Annotated in this window: 19 protein-coding genes; 12 read left to right on the top strand and 7 right to left on the bottom strand. The window is 69.1% G+C overall.

Annotation, left to right across the window (positions count from 1 at the left end):
- Window positions 1-5: 5 nt before the first annotated feature.
- From ACI2JZ_RS11805 to ACI2JZ_RS11775, 7 genes are all read left to right on the top strand, one after another.
- Complete coding sequence (locus ACI2JZ_RS11805) at window positions 6-437, top strand: DUF4279 domain-containing protein (RefSeq protein ID WP_404597648.1); 432 nt, start codon at window positions 6-8, stop codon at window positions 435-437.
- The gene (locus ACI2JZ_RS11800; RefSeq protein ID WP_404597646.1) at window positions 434-994 is read left to right on the top strand and encodes a hypothetical protein; all 561 of its coding nucleotides are present in this window, start codon (window positions 434-436) and stop codon (window positions 992-994) included. The genes ACI2JZ_RS11805 and ACI2JZ_RS11800 overlap by 4 nt, the downstream gene beginning before the upstream one ends.
- Before the next feature lie 132 nt (window positions 995-1,126).
- A complete protein-coding gene (locus ACI2JZ_RS11795) occupies window positions 1,127-1,621 on the top strand; it encodes a hypothetical protein (RefSeq protein WP_404597644.1) in 495 nt (164 codons plus the stop codon).
- Complete coding sequence (locus ACI2JZ_RS11790; protein ID WP_404597643.1) at window positions 1,615-2,778, top strand: DUF4265 domain-containing protein; 1,164 nt, start codon at window positions 1,615-1,617, stop codon at window positions 2,776-2,778. The genes ACI2JZ_RS11795 and ACI2JZ_RS11790 overlap by 7 nt, the downstream gene beginning before the upstream one ends.
- Window positions 2,779-2,958: 180 nt before the next feature.
- Complete coding sequence (locus tag ACI2JZ_RS11785; RefSeq protein ID WP_404597641.1) at window positions 2,959-3,564, top strand: hypothetical protein; 606 nt, start codon at window positions 2,959-2,961, stop codon at window positions 3,562-3,564.
- Window positions 3,557-4,042, top strand: coding sequence for a hypothetical protein (locus ACI2JZ_RS11780; protein ID WP_404597639.1), 486 nt, complete (start codon window positions 3,557-3,559; stop codon window positions 4,040-4,042). The genes ACI2JZ_RS11785 and ACI2JZ_RS11780 overlap by 8 nt, the downstream gene beginning before the upstream one ends.
- On the top strand, window positions 4,035-5,063 hold the full coding sequence (locus ACI2JZ_RS11775; RefSeq protein ID WP_404597638.1) for a hypothetical protein: 1,029 nt from the start codon (window positions 4,035-4,037) through the stop codon (window positions 5,061-5,063). Before ACI2JZ_RS11780 ends, ACI2JZ_RS11775 begins: the two co-directional genes overlap by 8 nt.
- 23 nt (window positions 5,064-5,086) lie before the next feature.
- Here the strand turns inward: ACI2JZ_RS11775 and ACI2JZ_RS11770 are convergent, their stop codons facing one another.
- Together ACI2JZ_RS11770 and ACI2JZ_RS11765 are read right to left on the bottom strand one after the other, a co-directional pair.
- Entirely contained in the window at window positions 5,087-5,608 is a 522-nt protein-coding gene (locus tag ACI2JZ_RS11770; protein ID WP_404597637.1) for a hypothetical protein, read from the bottom strand.
- Window positions 5,609-5,612: 4 nt separating this feature from the next.
- On the bottom strand, window positions 5,613-6,548 hold the full coding sequence (locus ACI2JZ_RS11765; RefSeq protein ID WP_404597635.1) for a LysR family transcriptional regulator: 936 nt from the start codon (window positions 6,546-6,548) through the stop codon (window positions 5,613-5,615).
- Window positions 6,549-6,625: 77 nt separating this feature from the next.
- Between ACI2JZ_RS11765 and ACI2JZ_RS11760 the strand changes: the two genes are divergently transcribed.
- The gene (locus tag ACI2JZ_RS11760) at window positions 6,626-8,356 is read left to right on the top strand and encodes an L-aspartate oxidase (RefSeq protein WP_404597634.1); all 1,731 of its coding nucleotides are present in this window, start codon (window positions 6,626-6,628) and stop codon (window positions 8,354-8,356) included.
- 84 nt (window positions 8,357-8,440) lie between these two features.
- On the opposite strand, the gene ACI2JZ_RS11755 is transcribed toward ACI2JZ_RS11760, so the two are convergent.
- The gene (locus ACI2JZ_RS11755) at window positions 8,441-8,716 is read right to left on the bottom strand and encodes a hypothetical protein (RefSeq protein ID WP_247955609.1); all 276 of its coding nucleotides are present in this window, start codon (window positions 8,714-8,716) and stop codon (window positions 8,441-8,443) included.
- A gap of 74 nt (window positions 8,717-8,790) precedes the next feature.
- Complete coding sequence (locus ACI2JZ_RS11750) at window positions 8,791-9,417, bottom strand: hypothetical protein (RefSeq protein ID WP_404597633.1); 627 nt, start codon at window positions 9,415-9,417, stop codon at window positions 8,791-8,793.
- A gap of 71 nt (window positions 9,418-9,488) precedes the next feature.
- On the opposite strand from ACI2JZ_RS11750, the gene ACI2JZ_RS11745 reads away from it, so the two are divergent.
- The 3 genes from ACI2JZ_RS11745 to ACI2JZ_RS11735 are packed head-to-tail and all read left to right on the top strand — an operon-like array spanning window position 9,489 to window position 12,571.
- Complete coding sequence (locus ACI2JZ_RS11745) at window positions 9,489-10,985, top strand: L-serine ammonia-lyase, iron-sulfur-dependent, subunit alpha (protein ID WP_404597632.1); 1,497 nt, start codon at window positions 9,489-9,491, stop codon at window positions 10,983-10,985.
- A 39-nt stretch (window positions 10,986-11,024) separates the two neighbouring features.
- A complete protein-coding gene (locus ACI2JZ_RS11740) occupies window positions 11,025-11,840 on the top strand; it encodes an ABC transporter ATP-binding protein (protein ID WP_404597630.1) in 816 nt (271 codons plus the stop codon).
- Window positions 11,841-11,851: 11 nt separating this feature from the next.
- Window positions 11,852-12,571, top strand: coding sequence for an ABC transporter permease (locus tag ACI2JZ_RS11735; RefSeq protein WP_404597629.1), 720 nt, complete (start codon window positions 11,852-11,854; stop codon window positions 12,569-12,571).
- Between the two features lie 15 nt (window positions 12,572-12,586).
- Here ACI2JZ_RS11735 and hrpB read toward each other — a convergent pair whose 3' ends face one another.
- From hrpB to ACI2JZ_RS11720, 3 genes are all read right to left on the bottom strand, one after another.
- Window positions 12,587-15,139, bottom strand: coding sequence for an ATP-dependent helicase HrpB (hrpB, locus tag ACI2JZ_RS11730; protein WP_404597628.1), 2,553 nt, complete (start codon window positions 15,137-15,139; stop codon window positions 12,587-12,589).
- A gap of 205 nt (window positions 15,140-15,344) precedes the next feature.
- Window positions 15,345-16,952 (bottom strand): SPFH domain-containing protein, encoded by a 1,608-nt coding sequence (locus ACI2JZ_RS11725; RefSeq protein ID WP_404597626.1) that lies wholly within the window; start codon window positions 16,950-16,952, stop codon window positions 15,345-15,347.
- A 141-nt stretch (window positions 16,953-17,093) separates the two neighbouring features.
- Window positions 17,094-17,522 carry a MarR family winged helix-turn-helix transcriptional regulator gene (locus ACI2JZ_RS11720; protein ID WP_247623366.1) on the bottom strand — a complete coding sequence of 143 codons (429 nt, stop codon included), beginning with the start codon at window positions 17,520-17,522 and terminating at the stop codon, window positions 17,094-17,096.
- A 251-nt stretch (window positions 17,523-17,773) separates the two neighbouring features.
- Here ACI2JZ_RS11720 and ACI2JZ_RS11715 point away from each other — a divergent pair, with 251 nt between their 5' ends.
- A complete protein-coding gene (locus ACI2JZ_RS11715; RefSeq protein ID WP_404597625.1) occupies window positions 17,774-18,979 on the top strand; it encodes a hypothetical protein in 1,206 nt (401 codons plus the stop codon).
- Window positions 18,980-18,982 lie beyond the last annotated feature (3 nt).

The raw sequence follows: 18,982 nt of genomic DNA, 5'->3' as shown, positions 1-18,982 counted from the left end.
CGCGCATGATCCAATCCGGACTGGCATTATTCGTCGTGCGATCGATGGAGACGCCACTGGAATCGATCACGGAGGTGCTCGGCATCCAGCCCACCGGAGTCATCCCCAGAGGCACAGTTCTGCGCTCGGGGCGCGTGCAGGAGTGCAACGTCTGGTGCATCGACTCCGACCGGATGGACAACACCGAAGACGACCGAACCGGCACGGTCGCGTTGCGCTGGTTGCTCGATGCCTGCCGTCCCGCAGCGGGGAGGGTGCCTCTGCTTCCGGCGGACTGTGAGACCTGCATCTGGTGGACGGCCGACTCCGACTCCACCCAGGGCGGATTCGTGCTGCCGGTCGAACTGATGGCGCAGATCGCGGCGCTCGGCGTCGACCTCTACACGACGGTGAACCTCGACGACCGGACGGATGCCGAGCACGAGGCCGACGCATGACCGCCCCGTCAGTGCTGAGCTTTCCGCCGGCAAGCTCGCGCACCGTTTGGAACTGGCTCATCGTCGCCCTGCCGATCTTGACGTCGATTCTGGCGTTCGGCTACCTCGCTGATTGGCAACGGATCTTCCCGCAGATGCTCCAACTGATGGCCGAAGATCTCGCGCGCGCCAACCGGCCGACATACGACTCCGCGGAAGTCGCGAGCGAGCTCATGTCACTGTTCTTCGAACTCTTCTTCAGCCCGTGGCTGTGGACGTCGTTCATTCTGGGATGGGGCGGGTACGCGGCATCCGTTCGATTTGCCGTGCTCGATGTGCGCGCGCTGACGGGCCGCGGGTTTTTCCAGCCGTTTCCCTGGGCGTGGACGTTCCTGTCGCCCCTGGTCTATGTGATCGGGCGACACGTCGTCGTCCGGCGGCAGGGCAGCACCGAGCGTGCGCCGCTGATGGTGTCGGTGATCTCGCAGTCGCTGGCCTTCGTGGCGATGACGTACTGGACGGTCGTTCTCACCATGCAGGCGCTGGAGCTGATGCTCCCGATGGTGTTCGCACGCTGAAGCACTCGAGGCTTCTCGTCTCGTTCGCGTAACAGGTGGCGTAGCGCCGTCATGTTCGGTGCCATGGGTCGTCTTATTCATGAGGGGGTGGTTCTGGTGCGACCAGAGGCAGGCATAGGTGACGCGTCGGTAATGTCGCTGCGCACGCGTGCGGTCTGGCAGACGATCATCGCGGCGTTCGCATATCTCGGGCTCGCGGCGCTCGCGCTGGCGATCTCCGTCGGGTCGTGGACACCGTCCTTCACCGCCGCCTGGGAGCTTCTCGCACAAGAGCGCCGCGACGCCCTCGCGCGCAACATTGCTGCTCTTCCCGTGGCGTTCACCGTCGCAGTGGTGGTCTGCGTGCTGGTGCGGCTGATGATTCGCAAGACGGGCGTTCCGTGGCACCTCTCCGTCAGCGGGGCGATCGCCGCATCGTGCGGGCCAGTCACATTCTGGCTCTGGTTCGTCGTCGACGAGGTGCAGGTCGAGGGGTGGGCCCGCGCCGTGCCGATGTGCATGGTGCTGGGGAGTCCATTGTTCATTGGCGTCGGACTGATCTGGATGTTCGTCCGTCGCGTGGTCGCGGTTGAGGTGGTGCCGTCGGTGTCGTCTGGGGTGGAAGAGGGGATGTTGGCGCGATGGTGAAGTGGTGGAGGGTCGCCGATGCGGTTCGAGCGTGGAGGGGGCGGGCAGCCGACGCGAGGCCGCACTACGCCCGCGTGCACAGCAACGAAGTGACGGAGCTCGCATGGCATGAACCCGTGATCGAGGATGCTGTCGCCTGGTCGCGCAGATCACTCGAAGGCGGGTCGGCGCTGTGCGAACAGGTCGCAGTGCGCCTCGCCGAGGTCGAGAGCGCGCGCGTCATCGCTCCCGTCGTTGACGCAGCAGCTCTCGATGATTTCTCGCGAGGGGTGCACCTGGACGCGGCGGATGCTGTCATCGACGAGTTCCTGTCGGCGATGGCTGACGCCGACGTGCTCGTCGTCGAAGATGACCTGCTCCGCCGGGGGGATCGCTGGGTCGAGGCTGATTCCGCGTACATCGGGGACCGGGTGCTGCGCTGGACCGCACTTGATTCATCTCCTTCCTCTCTTCTGCGCGCAGGTGCCTCGGGGTACCCGCTCAACGGGTTCGTGTGCGACCGGTCAGCGAAGCCCCTTCTCGTCGAAGGTGGCGAACCTTCGGAAGAGGATGTGACCGCACTCGCCGGATCGGTGCGCGCGGTCGTGAATTCGGCATATGACGGAGAGTCATACGCGGTGGCGGAGATGAAGCGCGAGAAGTCGCCGGCGGAGACGTTCGCCGTGCACGCATCTCCGATCTGGCGGGAGCGCGCCAACTTCATCCTCCAGGCGCGACTCGAGGAGCCGTGGCGGTACGAACAGCTCTGGACGCGCCGGATCAGCGAAACGGAGGTCGAGGTGTGCTGCATCCCGTTCTTCCTCTATGACGTCGCCTTGGGGGATCGGGTGAGCACACGAGCGGAGGGGCCGTGGAACCATATCTTCGATCGCGTGGTCGAAGACGCAGGGCACTACGGATTCCGTGTCTTCTTCCCCGCCGGGACCCATCGACATGAAGGAACCCTCATCGCTGAAGTCCGTGACCTGGGTGCACTCGTGGAGATCTCGTCGAAGAGCTTGCTTGCCATCGATTCATACGATGAAGCTCACGCGCAGATTATTGCTGACTATCTGCTCGCGGCCGAGCGAGAGTTCGGCATCGTTTACGAGACGTCACGTTCTGGATCGGAGCCCGACTCAACTTCATTGGAAGGCGATGATGAGTCCGGGAAGTGAGGGGCCGATGCTCGTTGCGCTCGTGGGTCTCCCCGCGGTCGTCTCCGGCGTCCTCGTCGCGGTCTCGGCTACGGGGCGAAGTCTCAGACGGCGGCAGCGAACCGTTCGAGTGTGGCTTGCCGCGAGCCTGATCGTTCTCGCGCTGGCGACGTTCGTGTTCGCGATGGTGAGCTACCCGCGATGACGCTGGTGAACATCGTCGCCGAGTACGAGCGCATGAAGTTGCAACGCCACAACTGGCGCAGCGCGACGATCATCCTCGCTGCGGTGATCGTCGTCGCGATGATTCTGGCGTTGATTGGGATGTTCGTGGGGATGCGGAATCCCACACGCGCAGACCTCGCGGTGGCGGTTCCGCGTGACTGTCTGCTCTCGGTCGACGCCGGTGCGGAGCGCGTCTACATCGCCATCGAGTTGACACTGCTCGCGCAGGCGTACGGGTATCTCTCGGAGCTAACCGTTCCCGACCGGTATGCGGGCGAGATCGAAGATGCGATCCTGCTTCCGGCGCTCCCGCCCCTGGCGGAGTTGACGGGCGGCGAGATTGGGAGCGTGCTCACGGCGGCGGCTGATCGCAGTCTGTTCCTCAGTTCTGAAGGCGATCGCAGCGCCGGGGTGCTGCTGGTCGTCGTCGATGTGACGAATGCCGACGCCGTCAGGCGCATAGACGGGATCGAGTTGGTCTGGAGCGGTGGTGAGCCGGTCTACGAACAATCCGTTCCGCTCGGTATCGACTACGGGGACGGTAGCTGCGACGTCGCTGTTCCGGTGGAGAGTCATGGCTGAGCACGTGCGGACAATCGTCGATCAAACAGCCCGCGGCAATGGCGACGGGCCCGCGTTCAACTCACCCCTCACGCGACGGCGGGCACTCTTCCTCGCGGGCGGTTCCCTCATCGTGAGTGGCGCATTCGCGCTGGTTCATGAGGCCGTGTATCTCCAGTGGGCCGACGGGGGCCTGTTGGCAGCGCTGAGGATCGTCATCCTTCTCGTCGTTCTGGTCGTGTTGAGCATCCCGGTCGTCTTCGTCACTCTCGCTGCGCTCCACACGAGGCCGCGCCTCACCTGGGGCCGAGCCGTCGGCGGCGTGGCTATCGCCAACGGCGTGTTGATTCCCTTCGGGTACGTGGTCGTCGCGACGTTCGCGTTGGACGCTCTCCGCGGAGCCATCTGGCTCGGGGCGCTCGTCGCGGGGAGTCTGATCGTGCACGCGGCGGCGTTGATGATCGAACAAGCGCGGAGAGGGGCGAACGAACGTGGATGATGCTCCCATCGCCGCCGCCGTGCCGGACCTTCGGCGCTCGCCCGAGCGAGCGCGTCGCCGCGCCCCCGAGTCTCCCTGGGCCTCCTCCTCCCGCACCCGGTGGGGCTTCTTCCTTACCGGGATCATCGTCGCAGTGCTTCAGGCGACGGTGACGCCGTACATCGTCGGTGCGCTTCAAGGACTCCTCGGACCGGTCACGACCTCGTCTTGGTTCGGCGTCGCGATCATGTCTTTGCCCGCGCACGCGGTGATCGTCACGCTGGCGGGGCTCATCAGCTGGCATGTGCTCTCGGCGGAGCGTCAGGCGGGGCATCCGCCGGCGCTGATCGACGCCGCTGCCGGGCCCGGAATCATGTCGCTGATCTGCGGCGTCACCTACGCCGTCTTCGCCGGAGACATCGGCATCGTGGGCATGGTCGCCGTCGGCTTCGGCGCGAGCACACTCGGATTCTGGCTCTCAGCACGCCGAGGCCGCGAGGCGGGAGTGACGCCGGCGGATGAGCCCGCGGCGACGGCTCGAGAGTCGGCCGGCCCGACATTCCCGCTCCCCGTCCGGTGGCGCCGATCGGTGCGACGCTTCCTCTTCCTCACGGGGTCCACCCTCATCGTCGCGGTGCTGACGGTGTTCGTGATCCTGGGGTACCACGCGATGACCACCGATCTGCGAGAGCGCGCGAGCGATGCGTGGGCGATGGCGACATCGATCCTCCAGCTTCTCCTGCTCGCTGGGCTCCTCGTGAACGCCTCGATCGTGGTGCTCTGCCGCACCGTCCACCACCTGACACCGAAACGAGTCTTCGCGCGATCGGGAATCGTCTGGGGTGCCATCTTCGCTCTCGCGTTCCTCGTCACCCTCTTGTTCTGGCGGGCGCTAGCTCCGTACGGTCCGCTGACGCTCTTCGTCGTGGGAGCGAGCTTCCTCGCCTCCGCAGCCGCGTTGCGTCTCGAAGACCTCATCGCTGTATCTCCACCAGTCTTCGATCGCCGGATCCCGCCGATGGAGAAGGACCGGACGCCGTGATCCGAGGAGTGCTTCCGTTATGACTAGTCGTCCGCCGCGACGATGACGCTCACGATCCGCTGCACCCGATCGATCACGACGAACTCGTGGAACCCCATGGAGCCGACCGCCATCCCGTACTCGTGCTCGTGCTCCTCGCCGGGATTCGCCAGCGCGTAAATCGTGCCGGAGCGGAGCGCCTCGAATGCGATCTCCAACCGCTCGAAGACATCGGGTGGTTGGCGATAATCGGGATCGGTCCACGGCTGATCATCGACCCAGGTGCGGATGCGCTCGATGGCCGCATCCGCCGTCGTCGGCGTGAAGCCGTCGACCGTGATCGCCGTCAGCCACCATCTCCCGTGTACCGAGGCTTCGTCGACGGAGTCGGGCGTGAGTCCAGGTGGCGAGATGTAATCGTCGGCGTAGCCGGGACTGGCGATCAACGCGGCAATCGTTGCCGGATCGTCGGCTTCCGGCGCGGCGAGTCGAGTGATCGCGACCCACATGGACGTCCCGCGGTCGAGGTGGATGAGCTCGTGTCCCACGACGGGGAGCGCGCCCATGCCCCTACCCCTCCACCAGGCTCGTGATCGCCGGGTCCCGCCGCGCGACCTCCACCGCGGTCGCGACGATCACTTTCCGCATGGCCGACACCGCGATCGCCGGCCGCACGTCCGAGCGGTGCGCGAGGCTGACCGTGCGGGTCATCATGGGGTGCGACAGGCGCATCGACCGCAAGCCGGGCTGGTCGAGCAGCACCATCGCGGGCACGACGGCGACGCCCAGGCCGCGTTCGACGAAGCGCAGTACGGCGTCCATCTCGGCGCCGGCGAGCACGGGCACGGGTTCGAGGCCCTCGCTGCGGAACGCGGCATCCGTCGTCGCGCGCAGTTCGTACGTCTCGTCGAAGACGATGAGCGGCAGGGTGGCGAGCTCGTCGAGGCCGATGGCGGATGCTGTCGACACCGGCGGCTGAGACGCCGACGACACGACGACGAGCTCTTCGGTGAGCAGCGGCATCCGCGTCAGGCTCACGCCCGCGGGTGGCGGGCCGGCCGATTCGGTGATGAGCGCCATGTCGACCGCGCCGACCGCGACCTGCTCGACCAGCGCGCGCGATCCGGCCTCGGCGAGCTGCAGCTCGACACCGGGGTGTGCGACGTGGAAGGCCGCGAGTGCCTCGGCGACGAGGCTCATGCACAGGGTGGGCGGGGCACCCAGGCGCACGCGTCCGCGACGGATGCCGGCGAGTTCGCCCATCTCCTCCTTGATCGCCTCGGCCTCGGCGAGCATGCGCTGGGCGCGGGGGAGCAGCGTCTCGCCGGCGGAGGTGAGGGCGATGTGGCCGCGCGCGCGATGGAAGAGTTCGGCGCCGAGTTCGCGTTCGAGCGTCGAGATCTGCCGACTGAGCGACGGCTGCGCGAGGTGCAGCGATTCGGACGCCCGCGTGAAGTGCCCGAGGCGGGCGACCTCGACGAATCCGCGCAACTGCTCGAGGTTCATTTCCATAGGCTACCAACATGGTTCGAAGAGGAACTATGCATTGGAGTTATTAGGGTGACCTAACTAGCGTCGAGAGCATGAGTACTCGCGAACGTCAGATCTCCACCACGATCCTCGTCATCGGCACCGGAGGATCCGGGCTGCGCGCGGCGATCGAGGTCGCCGAACACGGCATCGACGTCCTCGCCGTCGGCAAACGCCCCCGACAGGATGCCCACACCTCCCTCGCCGCCGGCGGCATCAACGCCGCCCTCGGCACCATGGACGCCGACGACAGCTGGCAGCAGCACGCCGCCGACACCATCAAGGAGAGCTACCTGCTCGCCAACCCCCACACCGTCGAGATCGTCACGCAGGGCGCCGAACGCGGCATCCGCGACCTCGAACGCTGGGGCATGGACTTCGCCCGCGAAGACGACGGACGCATCTCGCAGCGCTTCTTCGGCGCGCACACCTTCCGCCGCACCGCCTTCTCGGGCGACTACACCGGCCTCGAGATCCAACGCACCCTCGTGCGCAAGGCCGAGCAGCTCGAGGTGCCCATCCTCGACAACGTCTACATCACCCGCCTGCTCGTGCGCGACAACGTCGTCTTCGGCGCCTACGGCTTCGACCAGGCCGACGGTACGCGCTACCTGATCCACGCGGATGCCGTCATCCTCGCCGCCGGTGGACACAACCGCATCTGGCGCCGCACCTCCTCGCGCCGCGACGAGAACACCGGAGACTCGTTCCGCCTCGCCGTCGACGCCGGCGCCCGCCTCCGCGACCCCGAGCTCGTGCAGTTCCACCCGTCCGGCATTATCGAGCCCGAGAACGCGGCCGGCACCCTCATCTCCGAGGCGGCGCGCGGTGAGGGTGGCATCCTGCGCAACGCCCTCGGCGAGCGCTTCATGTCGAAGTACGATCCCGAGCGCATGGAGCTGTCGACCCGCGATCGCGTCGCGCTCGCCGCGTACACCGAGATCAAAGAGGGGCGCGGCACCGAGAACGGCGGCGTCTGGCTCGACGTCTCGCACCTGCCGCGCGAGACGATCATGACCCGCCTGCCCCGCGTCTACCAGACGATGATGGAGCTGCAGATGCTCGACATCACCACCGACCCGATCGAGATCGCGCCGACCGCGCACTACTCGATGGGCGGCGTGTGGGTGCGGCCCGAAGACCACCAGACCGACGTCGACGGCCTCTACGCCATCGGCGAGGCCTCGAGCGGGCTCCACGGCGCCAACCGCCTCGGCGGCAACTCGCTCATCGAACTGCTCGTCTACGGACGCATCGTCGGCCAGGCCGCGATGGAGCACGCGGCATCGCTCGACGCCCAGCAGCGGTCAGCGGATGCCGTCGCCGGCGCACGAGCCGAGATCGACGACCTCCTCGCCGCCGACGGACGCGAGAACGTGCGCGCCCTGCAGCGCGCGATCCGCAACACCATGACCGAGCACGCCGGCGTCGTGCGCTCGGAGGAGGGGCTGCGTCAGGGCCTCGCCGAACTCGACCTCATCGAGGGGCGCATGGAAGACATCGGCATCCACCCCGACATCGCCGGGTTCCAGGACCTCGCGCACGCCTTCGACCTCAAGGCATCGGCGCTCGCGGCGCGGGCGACGATGGAGGCGGCGCTCGAGCGTCGTGAGACCCGCGGATGCCACAACCGCAGCGACTTCCCCGACACCGACCCGACGCTGCAGGTGAACCTCGTCTGGTCGCCGCGCGACGGCGTGACGCGCGAGGCGATCCCCGAGATCCCCGAGGAGATCGCCGAGCTCATGCGCGAGGTCGACACGGCGGGCAAGCTCGTCGAGTAGGCACCCACCCTCCGTGAGGGGTCAAGACACGCCGCGTGAGCGGTGAGCGGTGCGGCGCGTCTTGACCCCTCAGCGCGGGAGGATTCAGTCCTCGGTGTCGACGACCCCGATGCCGACCGCCTCATGGTCGGGTTCGGGCTCGTCGCGCTTCGGGGCCTTGGGCTCTTCACCCGGGTCCTTCTCGGTGCTCGGCTCCTGGAGGTCTTCGGTGCTCGGCACCTCGCTCGGATCGGCGTCTTCGGGTGACTCGGCCGCATCCGGCGTGGTCACTTCGCCCTCGGCATCCGATGCCGGAGTCGGCGTGGGCGTCTGCGCCTCGGCGGAGAGGTCGTCGGTGGGTTCGGGGGTGCTGTTCGTCATGATCGCTCCCTTCGCGATGTCTGACGTTCAGGATGCCGTCGCAGCTACCCCGCTTGAAGGGGCTTGACGCGCGCTCAGAAGTGCATCTGCTGGAGCGTGCCGTACTTGATGACGATCTCCTCGACCTCGGGCTGCGCATCCGCCGGCTGCAGGCGCACGGTCTTGCCGGCGCCGTCGAGCAGCACCAGGTCGGGTCCGTTCGAGAACCGCAGCGCCGGCCACGGCGAGGTCCAGACGATCGAACTGTTCGCATCGAGGGCCGTCACGCCCGCGGCATCCATCGTTACCGCCGTGGTGCCGTGGTCGCCGCGCACGGGGAAGCGCGCGGGGAATTCGCTGTTCTCCCACTCGCGGAAGTACACCGACAGGCCGATCTTCGCCTGCGGGAATCCGGCGCGCAGGCTGCGGCCGATCCGCGAGATGTGCACGGTGCGGTCGTCGGGCTCGTCGTCGGACGGGATCTGCAGCGAGCCGCCGATCTCGTAGGTGAGTCGGAAGAGCTCCTCCTGGCGCGTGTCGTCGAGGGCGAGGTCGCTGCTCTCGAGGAACGGCTGCGTGCCGATGCGGCCGGAGCGCACGCTGAACGTGCGGCTGGTGGCGTTCTTCTTGCGGCGCGAGCTCAGCACGCCGAAGACGACGATGCCGATCACGACGAGAACGCCGACGGCGAGGAAGATCAGGATTCCGGTGTCATCACTCACACGCCCACAGTAGTGAGTCAGCGGGTTAATGAAGGTGAACCGACATCGACGATCCGGCGTAGCCTGGAGGGGTGACAGCGTACGTCTCGGCCTTCGACCTCTTCTCCATCGGAGTGGGGCCGTCGAGCTCCCACACGGTCGGACCGATGCGGGCGGCTCTCGACTTCGCGCAGCGGCTCGCCGCCGCAGGCTCACTCGATCGCGTCTCGCGTGTGGGGTGCACGCTCTTCGGTTCGCTGGGCGCGACCGGCATCGGCCACGGAACCCCGGATGCCGTCGTCGCCGGCCTCCGAGGACTCTCGCCCGAGACCTGCGACCCCGCCGCGGTGCGATCGGCGTGGAGCGACTATCCCGCGGGGGTGCCCCTCGTCATCGCCGGCGCCCATGAGGTCGCTTTCGCGAAGGAAGATATCGTCTTCGCCCCGCGCACGCGCTTGCCCGGGCATCCGAACGCCATGACGCTCACGGCGTGGGCGAGCGACGGCGAGGCGGTGGCGGAGGAGACCTACTACTCCGTCGGCGGTGGGTTCATCCGACGGGAGGGCGAGGAGGCCGCGCTCGCGACCTCCGGGTTCCCCTATTCCTACGCGGATGCCGCATCGCTGCTCGCGCTCTGCGACGAGCACGGCCTCTCGATCGCCGAGGTCGCGCGCCTCAACGAGACCTCCCTGCGCAGCGAAGAAGAGGTCGCCGCGGGGCTCGACGCGATCTGGGACGCGATGGCCGGATGCGTCGACGCCGGCCTGCACTCCGACGGTGTACTGCCCGGGATCCTCAAGGTGAAGCGACGTGCCGGCGTCATCCGCGGGCAGCTCGACGCCTCGGAGGCCGACGGCCACCGCGAACTCCCGGGCGAGTGGCTCGGTGCCTTCGCGCTCGCCGTCAACGAGGAGAACGCCGCGGGCGGACGCGTCGTCACCGCCCCGACGAACGGTGCCGCCGGCATCCTGCCCGCCGTCGCCATGTACTGGTGGCGCTTCCTCGCCGACTCCGGCCTCGGGGCGGGCAACGCCGTCACCCCCTACGGCGAGCTGGTCGGCAGCGCGCTGCTGGGATTCGAATCGGATGCTCGGGCGCTCGCCGCCTCCGACGCGTTGGACGAGGAGCAGACCGCCGAGGCGAACCGCCGCCGCGGCATCCGTCGTTTCCTGCTGACGGCCACGGCTCTCGGGTCGCTCTTCAAGGCCAACGCCTCGATCTCGGGGGCCGAGGGCGGCTGCCAGGCCGAGGTCGGATCGGCCTGCGCGATGGCCGCAGGCGGACTCACCGCCGTGATGGGTGGCACCAACCGCCAGATCGAGAACGCCGCCGAGATCGCGATGGAGCACCACCTCGGACTCACGTGCGACCCGATCGGGGGCCTCGTGCAGATCCCCTGCATCGAGCGCAACGCGATCGCCGCCTCGACCGCCGTCACCGCCGCCCGCCTCGCCCTGCGCGGCGACGGCAGTCACTACGTCTCGCTCGACGCGGTCGTCGAGACCATGCGCCAGACCGGACTCGACATGTCGACCAAGTACAAGGAGACGAGCGAGGGCGGCCTCGCGGTCAACGTCATCGAGTGCTGAGGGGTAGCTCGGGCATTCCTGCCGGAGCATAATCGCACCATGAGCGGTTCGGTGGGCGGCGAGGGAGCCGCGGTCGAGATCACGGGGCTCCGGGTGCGGAGGGGGCCCGTACAGGTCTTCGATGGCATCGATCTGAGCATTCCTCGCGGACAGATCACCGGGCTGCTCGGACCCTCGGGCTGCGGCAAGACCACCCTGATGCGCGCGATCGTCGGCGTGCAGCGCATCGACGCGGGTCGGGTCACGGTGCGGGGGGAACCGGGCGGATCGCCGCAGCTGCGTCACCGCGTCGCCTACGGAACCCAGGGCGCCGCGGTCTACGCCGACCTCACGGTGCGACAGAACCTCGCGTACTTCGCTGGTCTACTGAAGGCGCCGAAGGGCGATGTCGATCGCGTGCTCGCCGAGGTCGGGCTGCGCGCGCAGGCCGGCCAGCTCGTCGAGTCGCTCAGCGGCGGGCAGCTGAATCGCGTGTCGCTCGCGATCGCCCTCATCGGATCGCCCGAGGTCGTCGTGCTCGACGAGCCGACCGTCGGCCTCGACCCCGTGCTGCGCGCCGAACTGTGGGCGTTGTTCCGGGGCCTCGCCGATCGCGGCGTGACCCTCGTCGTGTCGAGCCACGTGATGGACGAAGCCGCCCGCTGCGACCGTCTGCTGCTCCTGCGCGACGGCCGGATCATCGCCGACACCACCCCGCAGGGACTCCTCGACGAGACCGGCGCCCCCGACGCCGAGGCCGCGTTCCTCACGCTGATCGAACGCGATCAGGCCGCGGCATCCGTCTCTCCTGCCGGTCCTGGTGCCGGCGAGACGCGCCGATCGCGCCGCGCCCGCGGGACGGAGGCCCCGCGTTGAACGGCGCACGGATGCTCGCGACCGCCGGGCGCGTGCTCGCGCAGCTGCGTCACGACCCCCGCTCGATCGCCCTCATGCTCATCGCCCCGAGCCTGCTCGTCGGGCTCTTCGCCTGGCTGTTCAGCGACCAGGACGGGGTGTTCGATCAGTTCGGCGGCGCGATCCTGGCACTGTTCCCGTTCATCGTGATGTTTCTGATCACCTCGATCACCACGCTGCGCGAACGCCGATCGGGCACGCTCGAGCGACTCATGACGACGCCGCTCGGCAAGGCCGACTTCATCCTCGGGTACGCACTCGCCTTCGGAGTCATGGCCCTGCTGCAGGCGGTGATCACCGTGTCGTTCGCGGTGGGAGTGTGCGGGCTCGACGTCGAGGGGCCGCTCTGGCAGCTCGGGCTCGTCGCGATCGTCGACGCCCTGCTCGGCACCGCGCTCGGACTGCTCGCGAGTGCGTTCGCGCAGACCGAGTTCCAGGCCGTGCAGTTCATGCCGCTGCTCGTCTTCCCGCAGATCATCCTCGGCGGCCTGTTCATGCCCCGCGACCAGATGCCCGACGTGCTCTCCGCGATCTCGGACTGGCTGCCGTTGAGCCACGCGATCGACACGATCAACGCCGTCGCGGCGGGAGACGAAGGATGGGAGGTGTTCGGGCCGCTGCTCATCGTGGTGGCGTTCGCGATCGGCGCGCTCGTTCTCGCCTCGCTCACGCTGCGCCGGCGCACGCGCTGACCGCGGCGACCGGCCTCAGCGCGCGGAGCGGTTCTTCGTGTGTCGGGTCGGGGCAGCCGCCCAGGGATCCTCGGGCCACGGATGCTTCGGGTAGCGGCCGCGCATCTCGGCGCGCACCTGCGCATAGGGCCCCGACCAGAACGAGGTCAGGTCGTCGGTGACGGCGAGCGGGCGCCCGGCGGGGGAGAGCAGGTGGAAGAGCACCGGCACGCGGCCGTCGACCAACCGGGGAGTCTCCGCCCAGCCGAAGCACTCCTGCAGCTTCACGGCGACGACCGGCCGGGCATCCGGATCGTCGGGGGTCGGATACGCGATGCGCACGCGGGAGCCGCTCGGCACCTCGAGCCGCTCCGGTACGAGCTCGTCGAGACGCCCGGCTTCGGGCCACGGGAGCAGACGTCGCAGTGCCGAGGTCAGGTCGAGCCGGGCCGCGGGGGTACCGCTGGCCAGAGCGTCGAGCTCGGGTGCGAGCCAGGAATCGAGGGCCGAGAGGAGTCCGGCATCCGAGACGTCCGGCCACGGCGCCCCCAGCTCCCGGTGCAGCAACGCCAGGCGGCTCCGCAGCTCGACGGCGGATGCCGACCAGGCGAACATGCTCAGCCCCTCGCGCTGCAGCGTGCGGCGCACGGCATCCCGCCCCTCGTCGGCAGACGCGCGCACCGGAGCCGAAGAGCGCAGGATGGCGCCCACCCGGCGCTCGCGACGCGCCTGGATGCGACCGCCGACGAACTCCGCCTCGACGCGGTCGGTGAGCAGGTGGCTCGCCGCCCGCTCCATCTGCTCTTCGGTGAGCATCGCAGCCGATCGCACGACCGCCCCCGAACCGGCTGCCGCGCGCCCGGACGCACGCGTGACGTCGGCGATGGCCAGCCACTCGACGGCCGCGAGCGAACCGCTCACTCCCGTGCGGGTACCGGAGGCCAGCAGGAACGTCGCCCCGTTCGCCGTGCGGTCGACGCGGCGGGCGATCCGTTCGGGGAACGCCAGGGCGATCACCAGGCCGACACCGTCGAGATCGGAGCGCACACCCGCTGCCGAGGTCGTCAGGCGCTCAAGGCGATCCGCGTCGCTGCGCCACCGGCGAGAGTCCGGAGTTCGTCCGCCCCGCAGGGCGATGAGCGCCTGCGCGACGTCGGAGTCCGCCGTGCGCACGTCGCCGCCCAGCAGCGCGACGACCTCGGCGGCGAGGCGAGAGCCCACGACCGGGCTGCCGTCACGCAGAGCGCGGGCGAGCCGCGGATCGGTCGGGATGCGTGCCAGGGCTCGGCCCTCGGGCGTCGCGCGACCGTCGTCGTCGATCGCGCCCAGGCCGTGCAGCACCGTGAGGGCGTCGGCCAGGCTCTCGGAGGGGAGCGGGTCGATCAGTCGCAGACCCTTGCCTTCCGGTGCGCCCCAGCAGGCGAGCAGCAGAGCGGCATCGGCGAGATCGGTCGAGGCGATCTCGGGAGTCGGACGCGCGGGCGCCGTGGCATAGGTGCGTTCATCGACGCAGCGCACGACCGTCCCCGCTCCCTGCCGGGTCGCGCGGCCGGCGCGTTGCACGCTCGACGAACGGGAGGCCACGGTGGTGACGAGGCCCGTCATCCCGCGCCCGGCGTCGCGCTGCGGAGTGCGGGCCAGGCAGGTGTCGACCACCAGTCGCACGCCCGGCACGGTCAGCGAGGACTCCGCGAGTGATGTCGTGACGATGATGCGGGGTTCTTCGGTAGGGCGGCGGCCGCGGATCACGGCATCCTGTTCGGCCGCCGGCATCCGACCGTGCAGCTCCCGCACGTCGAACACGTCGGTCGTGTCGCGGATGCGGCGAGCGATCTCCGACACCTCGCGCGCGCCCGGTGCGAAGACCAGCGCGTCGGCAGCGGGATCGTCGCGGTGCAGATCGAGAGCAGCGGATGCCGCGGTGCGCGCGACGTGATCGAGGAACGCCCAGGTCACCCCGCGTTCGTCGAGGCGCGGAGCGGGACTCGGCGCCCACCGTTCGGTGAGCGGGTAGGCGGGAACCCGGTGGTCGACGATCGGCGCGGGCCGGCCATCGGTGCCGATCACGGCGGCGATGCGGTCGGCATCCAGCGTTGCCGACATGGCGATGAGTACGAGGTCATCGCGCAGCTCGCGCACCTCCGAGAGCAGGCCGATCAGCAGGTCGGTCTCGAGTGCGCGCTCGTGGACCTCGTCGATGATCACCGCATCCACACCCGCGAGGTCCGGATCGTCGAGCAGGCGGCGCAGCAGCACCCCGGCCGTGACGAACTCGACCTGTGTCTCGGGCCCGACCGCGCGCTCGCCGCGGACGGTGAACCCGACGCGCGTGCCGAGCGGCGACCCGTCGAGCTGAGCGAGCCGGCGCGCCGCGGCCCGGGCGGCCACGCGGCGCGGCTGGGTGACGATCACGCGGCCCGGCGATCGCGTTGCGAGCAGCGGCGGCACGAGCGTGGTCTTGCCCGTGCCGGGAGGGGCGCTCACGACCACCGACGCACTCGTGTCGAGCGCCGCCTGGAGCTCGTCGATCGCGGAGGCGAAGGAGAGCCCCGCGCCGATCGCGGCGAGGTCGAAGGCGGCGGAGGTCATGGGTCCAGTCTGCCTCGGTCGAGAAGGGCGAGTAGACGGGGTGCGGCCCGCGGCGGGTGTACTTAACTCAGGAAAACCGGCCGGGATCGGCCTGGATCGGGGTGGAAACAGACTGCGCGGCCCAGTTCTTCCTGAGTTGGGTACGGCGGAAACGACGGATGCCGCGACCGAAACGGCCGCGGCATCCGCTGTGTCCTGCTGGTGACTACTCCGCGTGGTCGGCGGGCGGCGGGGGAGTCGTCGGGTTCGGCACGCGCTGCGTCGGTGCGGCGGCGGCGGGGGCGGCGGCGGATGCTTCAGCCACTCCTGCTCCGAATCCGCGGCCCACGGCCTGGCCCTGGATGATGCCGGCGAGGTCGAGACCGGTCGCCGACTGCACGCTGTCGAACACCGAGCGCAGTGCCTTCGCGCTGTCGGCGCCGACGACGTGCGAGGCGCCGTCCTCGCCGGAACCGCCGATGATCGACACGTTGCCGATCGCCGAGTAACCCTTGGCGAACTCGGCCATGATCGACGGCAGCACGTCGAGCACGCGCTGCGAGAGGAAGGCGTCCTGGTTGGAGGCGATGGCCTTGGCCTCCGCCTCGACGGCGGCGGCACGGGCTTCACCCTCGGCGCGGATCGCGTCGGCCTCGGCGATGGCGCGCAGGCGACGAGCCTCGGCCTCGGCTTCTGCCTTCGAGCGCAGTGCCTCGGCCTCACCGGTCGCGCTGGCGACCGCGGCTGCGGCCTCACCGTCGGCACGGGCCTTGTCGGCCTGCGCCTGCTGCTCGGCGATGCGGGTGCGGGCCTCGGCCTGCTTGACCTGCTCGATCGCGGCGGCCTCGGCGGCGCGCTCACGCGTGTAGAGCTCGGCCTGGGCGCGAGTCTCAGCTTCGTATCGCTGCGCGTCGGCGACGCGCTTGACGTCGGCGTCGAGCTGGGCCTGCTTGTTCTCGGCCTGCTGCTGCAGAACCGCCTGCTGCGCCTGCTCGCGGGCTAGGTTCTCGGCTTGCTCCGCCTCGGCGCGCGCCCGACCGATGCCGGCGTTCGCGTTGGCGGTGTTGGTGTCGAGGGCGGTCTGCTCGACCAGGTTGGCTTCCTGGTTGGCGATGAACTTCTGGTTGATCGCACGGTCGGCGTTCGTCTGCGAGATCTCGGCCGACTGGCGCTTCGCCTGGATCTCGGGAGCACCCAGCGACTGGATGTAGCCGACCTTGTCGGTGATGCCCTTGATCTGGAACGAGTCGAGGATCAGGCCCTGCTCGGCGAGCTCCTGCGAGACGTCGGCGGCGATCTGGTCGGAGAACTTCTTGCGCTCGCGCATGAGCTCGACGACCGAGAGCGTGGCCACGATGCCGCGCAGGGCACCTTCGAGCTGCTCGGTGGTGAACTGCTCGATGGCCTTGTCCTGCGAGGCGAAACGCTCGGCGGCGCGGCGCACGAGGATGGGGTCGGAGCCGATCTTGACGATCGCGACGCCGTCGACGTTGAGCGTGACGCTGTCGAGCGACTGCGCCTCGGCGTTGAGCGACACCTGGCGCGAGCGCAGAGAGATGATCTCGTGGCGCTGCGTGATCGGGTTGACGAGCGACTTGCCGTTCACGATGACCGTGACCGGCGACTCCGACATCTCGGGGCGGCTGGTGCCGTCGGCGCCGACGACGGCGCGTTGCACCTTCTGCTTGCGTCCCGAGATGACCAGCGCCTCATCGGCGCGGGCGACCTTGATCCAGCTGCGTGCGAACAGCAGCAGGATGAGCAGGACGACGACGACGATGACGACGGCGATGCCGACGATGACGAGGATGCCGACGATTCCGGCGAGCTCCATGGGTGACCTCCCTGATCCCCCGAAGGGGAAGTCTGCGTTCCCGCGGCGTGCGGGACTCAGCTCCCACCCTGCCAGATCACAGGAACGGATGCCGAGGGGAGAAGTCCCCGTGTGGGCAACCGCCGGTGTCGGGAGGTGCGATCAGGAGCGGCGCAGCTTGTCGGAGAGCGCGCGGAGCGTGCGCAGTTCGTCGTCGTCGAGGGCCGACATGCGTTCGGCGATGGATCGCCCGTGCACGGTGGCGACCGCGCGGAACGCGCGCGCACCGGCATCCGTCGCGGTGATGAGCGATCCGCGACCGTCGTCGGGGTCGGCGCATTTGGTGACGAGGCCGTTCGTGACCATGCGGTCGACGAGGCGCGAGACGCTCGGCTGACTGATCAGCATGTTGGCCGTGATGTCGCGCAGACGGGCGGTCATGTCGGGGGAGCGGGTCACCGTGAGCATGACGTCGTACTCGGCCTGGCTGATGTCGGTGCCGTCGAAGTCGGCGAGCATGTCGTGGAAGACCTCGTGCTGCGCGCGGAACAGGCTCTCCCAGGCGGCGAGGGCGAGCTTGCGATCGGTCATCCCTACAGGATACCGGCCTCGGGGGCAGCAGTAAGGGCCGATCGGAGAGGCTCCCGACCGGCCCTTGTCCCTTGCACCAAGAGTGTCCTGCAATCACATTCGGTGAGTGCCACAGCAAACATTCACCGTGTGATCACTGTATAACGGCGAGGTAACGAATGCAACGGTTTGATTACGGAAATGTCGTGAGGAGTTCCCCTCCGGCTCTGGTGTTTTCCTCGAGTCGTCGCGGCCCCTGTGAGGATGTATCCATGAGCATCGATTCGGCGGCGACCGCGCGGCTTTCCCGCGCCCTCCGTGCCCTCCGCGCCGGAGATACCCGCGGCATCGAGACCGAGCCGTGGGTGCTGGTGGCGGTTGTCGCGTATCTCCGTGCGATCCCCGAATCCGGCGTCGTTCTCCGTTCGGTGCCCTCCGGCATCCTCGCCCGCGCCGACGCGCCCCGCGATGACGTCGACCGGCTGCTCGCGGCCTGGGTGCCCGACATTCCCCGCACGTTCCCGGCGTCGTCCGACGCCCGCGAGACGCTCCTGCGCAGCCACGCGTCAGTCCTGTTCGCGTCGAACGTCATCCGCCTGATCGAGACGGATGATGACGACCTCACCGCCGTCGTCGACCCCGCCTTCCGGAGTGAGATCGGCGAACTCGACGACCTCTCGCTGCCGGATCGCATCCTGGCGGCCCTCGCTCCCGCCGCGCGCTCCGCCGACACCTACCTCGCCGCGACGATCGCCCCGTCGACGGATCCGTCACCGCACATCGCGTTCGCGGCATCCGCCTGGTCGACGCAGATCACGGCGGCACTGCACGCGCTGCTCGCGGGTCCGGCATCCGACAGCCTGATCGGTGCCGTGCTCGGCATGTGCCGCGCCCTCGAACTCCGCGGGATGGAGGAGCGCGCCGTGACGGTGATCCGCGGGCTCGACCTCGCGACCGACAACCCCTACGCGATCGTGCAGGCCGCGGAGTATCTGCTCTGGGCGGGCGCGCACGCCGACGAGGCCGCCGATGCCGTCCGGCGGTGCGCGGCCGCGACTCGTATCAGCGGATTCCGCGGCAACCCGCAGCGCGACGCCTACGCGCGACTGGCACTCACCCATCGTGACGTGTTCACGGCCGACGAGGCCCTGTCGTTCCTGCACGACGCCCAGCACGACAGCGGCGCGAACCGGAACGGCGTCGCGAAGATGCTCGCGTGGATCGACCGTCCGTGGGCGCTGCGCGAGCTGAGGCCCGCCGTCGACGACGACAGGGACCCGCTGCAGATCGTCCGAGCCGCGGAGCGTTCCCTGCGGGGCGAGCGCCGCCCGAGCGACTCCCCTCGGCCGCACGACGACGGGGAGTGGACGGCGCAGCAGTGGGAGGCGAACGATGACCGCCTGCTCGACGCCGGCATCGAGCTCGACCGCCCCGTGCTCGAGCGGATCACCGACCTCAGCGATCCGCGAGTGACGTAGCTG

The sequence above is a fragment of the Microbacterium sp. NPDC087868 genome (genome assembly GCF_044900755.1).
GTDB lineage: Bacteria > Actinomycetota > Actinomycetes > Actinomycetales > Microbacteriaceae > Microbacterium > Microbacterium galbinum.
This window is presented reverse-complemented; position numbering and strand designations above follow the sequence as displayed.

Coding starts and splice junctions, on each gene's coding strand:
- ACI2JZ_RS11805 (WP_404597648.1), top strand. CDS start 6: ATGATCCAATCCGGACTGGCATTATTCGTCGTGCGATCGATGGAGACG.
- ACI2JZ_RS11800 (WP_404597646.1), top strand. CDS start 434: ATGACCGCCCCGTCAGTGCTGAGCTTTCCGCCGGCAAGCTCGCGCACC.
- ACI2JZ_RS11795 (WP_404597644.1), top strand. CDS start 1,127: ATGTCGCTGCGCACGCGTGCGGTCTGGCAGACGATCATCGCGGCGTTC.
- ACI2JZ_RS11790 (WP_404597643.1), top strand. CDS start 1,615: ATGGTGAAGTGGTGGAGGGTCGCCGATGCGGTTCGAGCGTGGAGGGGG.
- ACI2JZ_RS11785 (WP_404597641.1), top strand. CDS start 2,959: ATGACGCTGGTGAACATCGTCGCCGAGTACGAGCGCATGAAGTTGCAA.
- ACI2JZ_RS11780 (WP_404597639.1), top strand. CDS start 3,557: ATGGCTGAGCACGTGCGGACAATCGTCGATCAAACAGCCCGCGGCAAT.
- ACI2JZ_RS11770 (WP_404597637.1), bottom strand. CDS start 5,608: ATGGGCGCGCTCCCCGTCGTGGGACACGAGCTCATCCACCTCGACCGC.
- ACI2JZ_RS11765 (WP_404597635.1), bottom strand. CDS start 6,548: ATGAACCTCGAGCAGTTGCGCGGATTCGTCGAGGTCGCCCGCCTCGGG.
- ACI2JZ_RS11760 (WP_404597634.1), top strand. CDS start 6,626: ATGAGTACTCGCGAACGTCAGATCTCCACCACGATCCTCGTCATCGGC.
- ACI2JZ_RS11755 (WP_247955609.1), bottom strand. CDS start 8,716: ATGACGAACAGCACCCCCGAACCCACCGACGACCTCTCCGCCGAGGCG.
- ACI2JZ_RS11740 (WP_404597630.1), top strand. CDS start 11,025: ATGAGCGGTTCGGTGGGCGGCGAGGGAGCCGCGGTCGAGATCACGGGG.
- ACI2JZ_RS11735 (WP_404597629.1), top strand. CDS start 11,852: ATGCTCGCGACCGCCGGGCGCGTGCTCGCGCAGCTGCGTCACGACCCC.
- hrpB (WP_404597628.1), bottom strand. CDS start 15,139: ATGACCTCCGCCGCCTTCGACCTCGCCGCGATCGGCGCGGGGCTCTCC.
- ACI2JZ_RS11725 (WP_404597626.1), bottom strand. CDS start 16,952: ATGGAGCTCGCCGGAATCGTCGGCATCCTCGTCATCGTCGGCATCGCC.
- ACI2JZ_RS11720 (WP_247623366.1), bottom strand. CDS start 17,522: ATGACCGATCGCAAGCTCGCCCTCGCCGCCTGGGAGAGCCTGTTCCGC.
- ACI2JZ_RS11715 (WP_404597625.1), top strand. CDS start 17,774: ATGAGCATCGATTCGGCGGCGACCGCGCGGCTTTCCCGCGCCCTCCGT.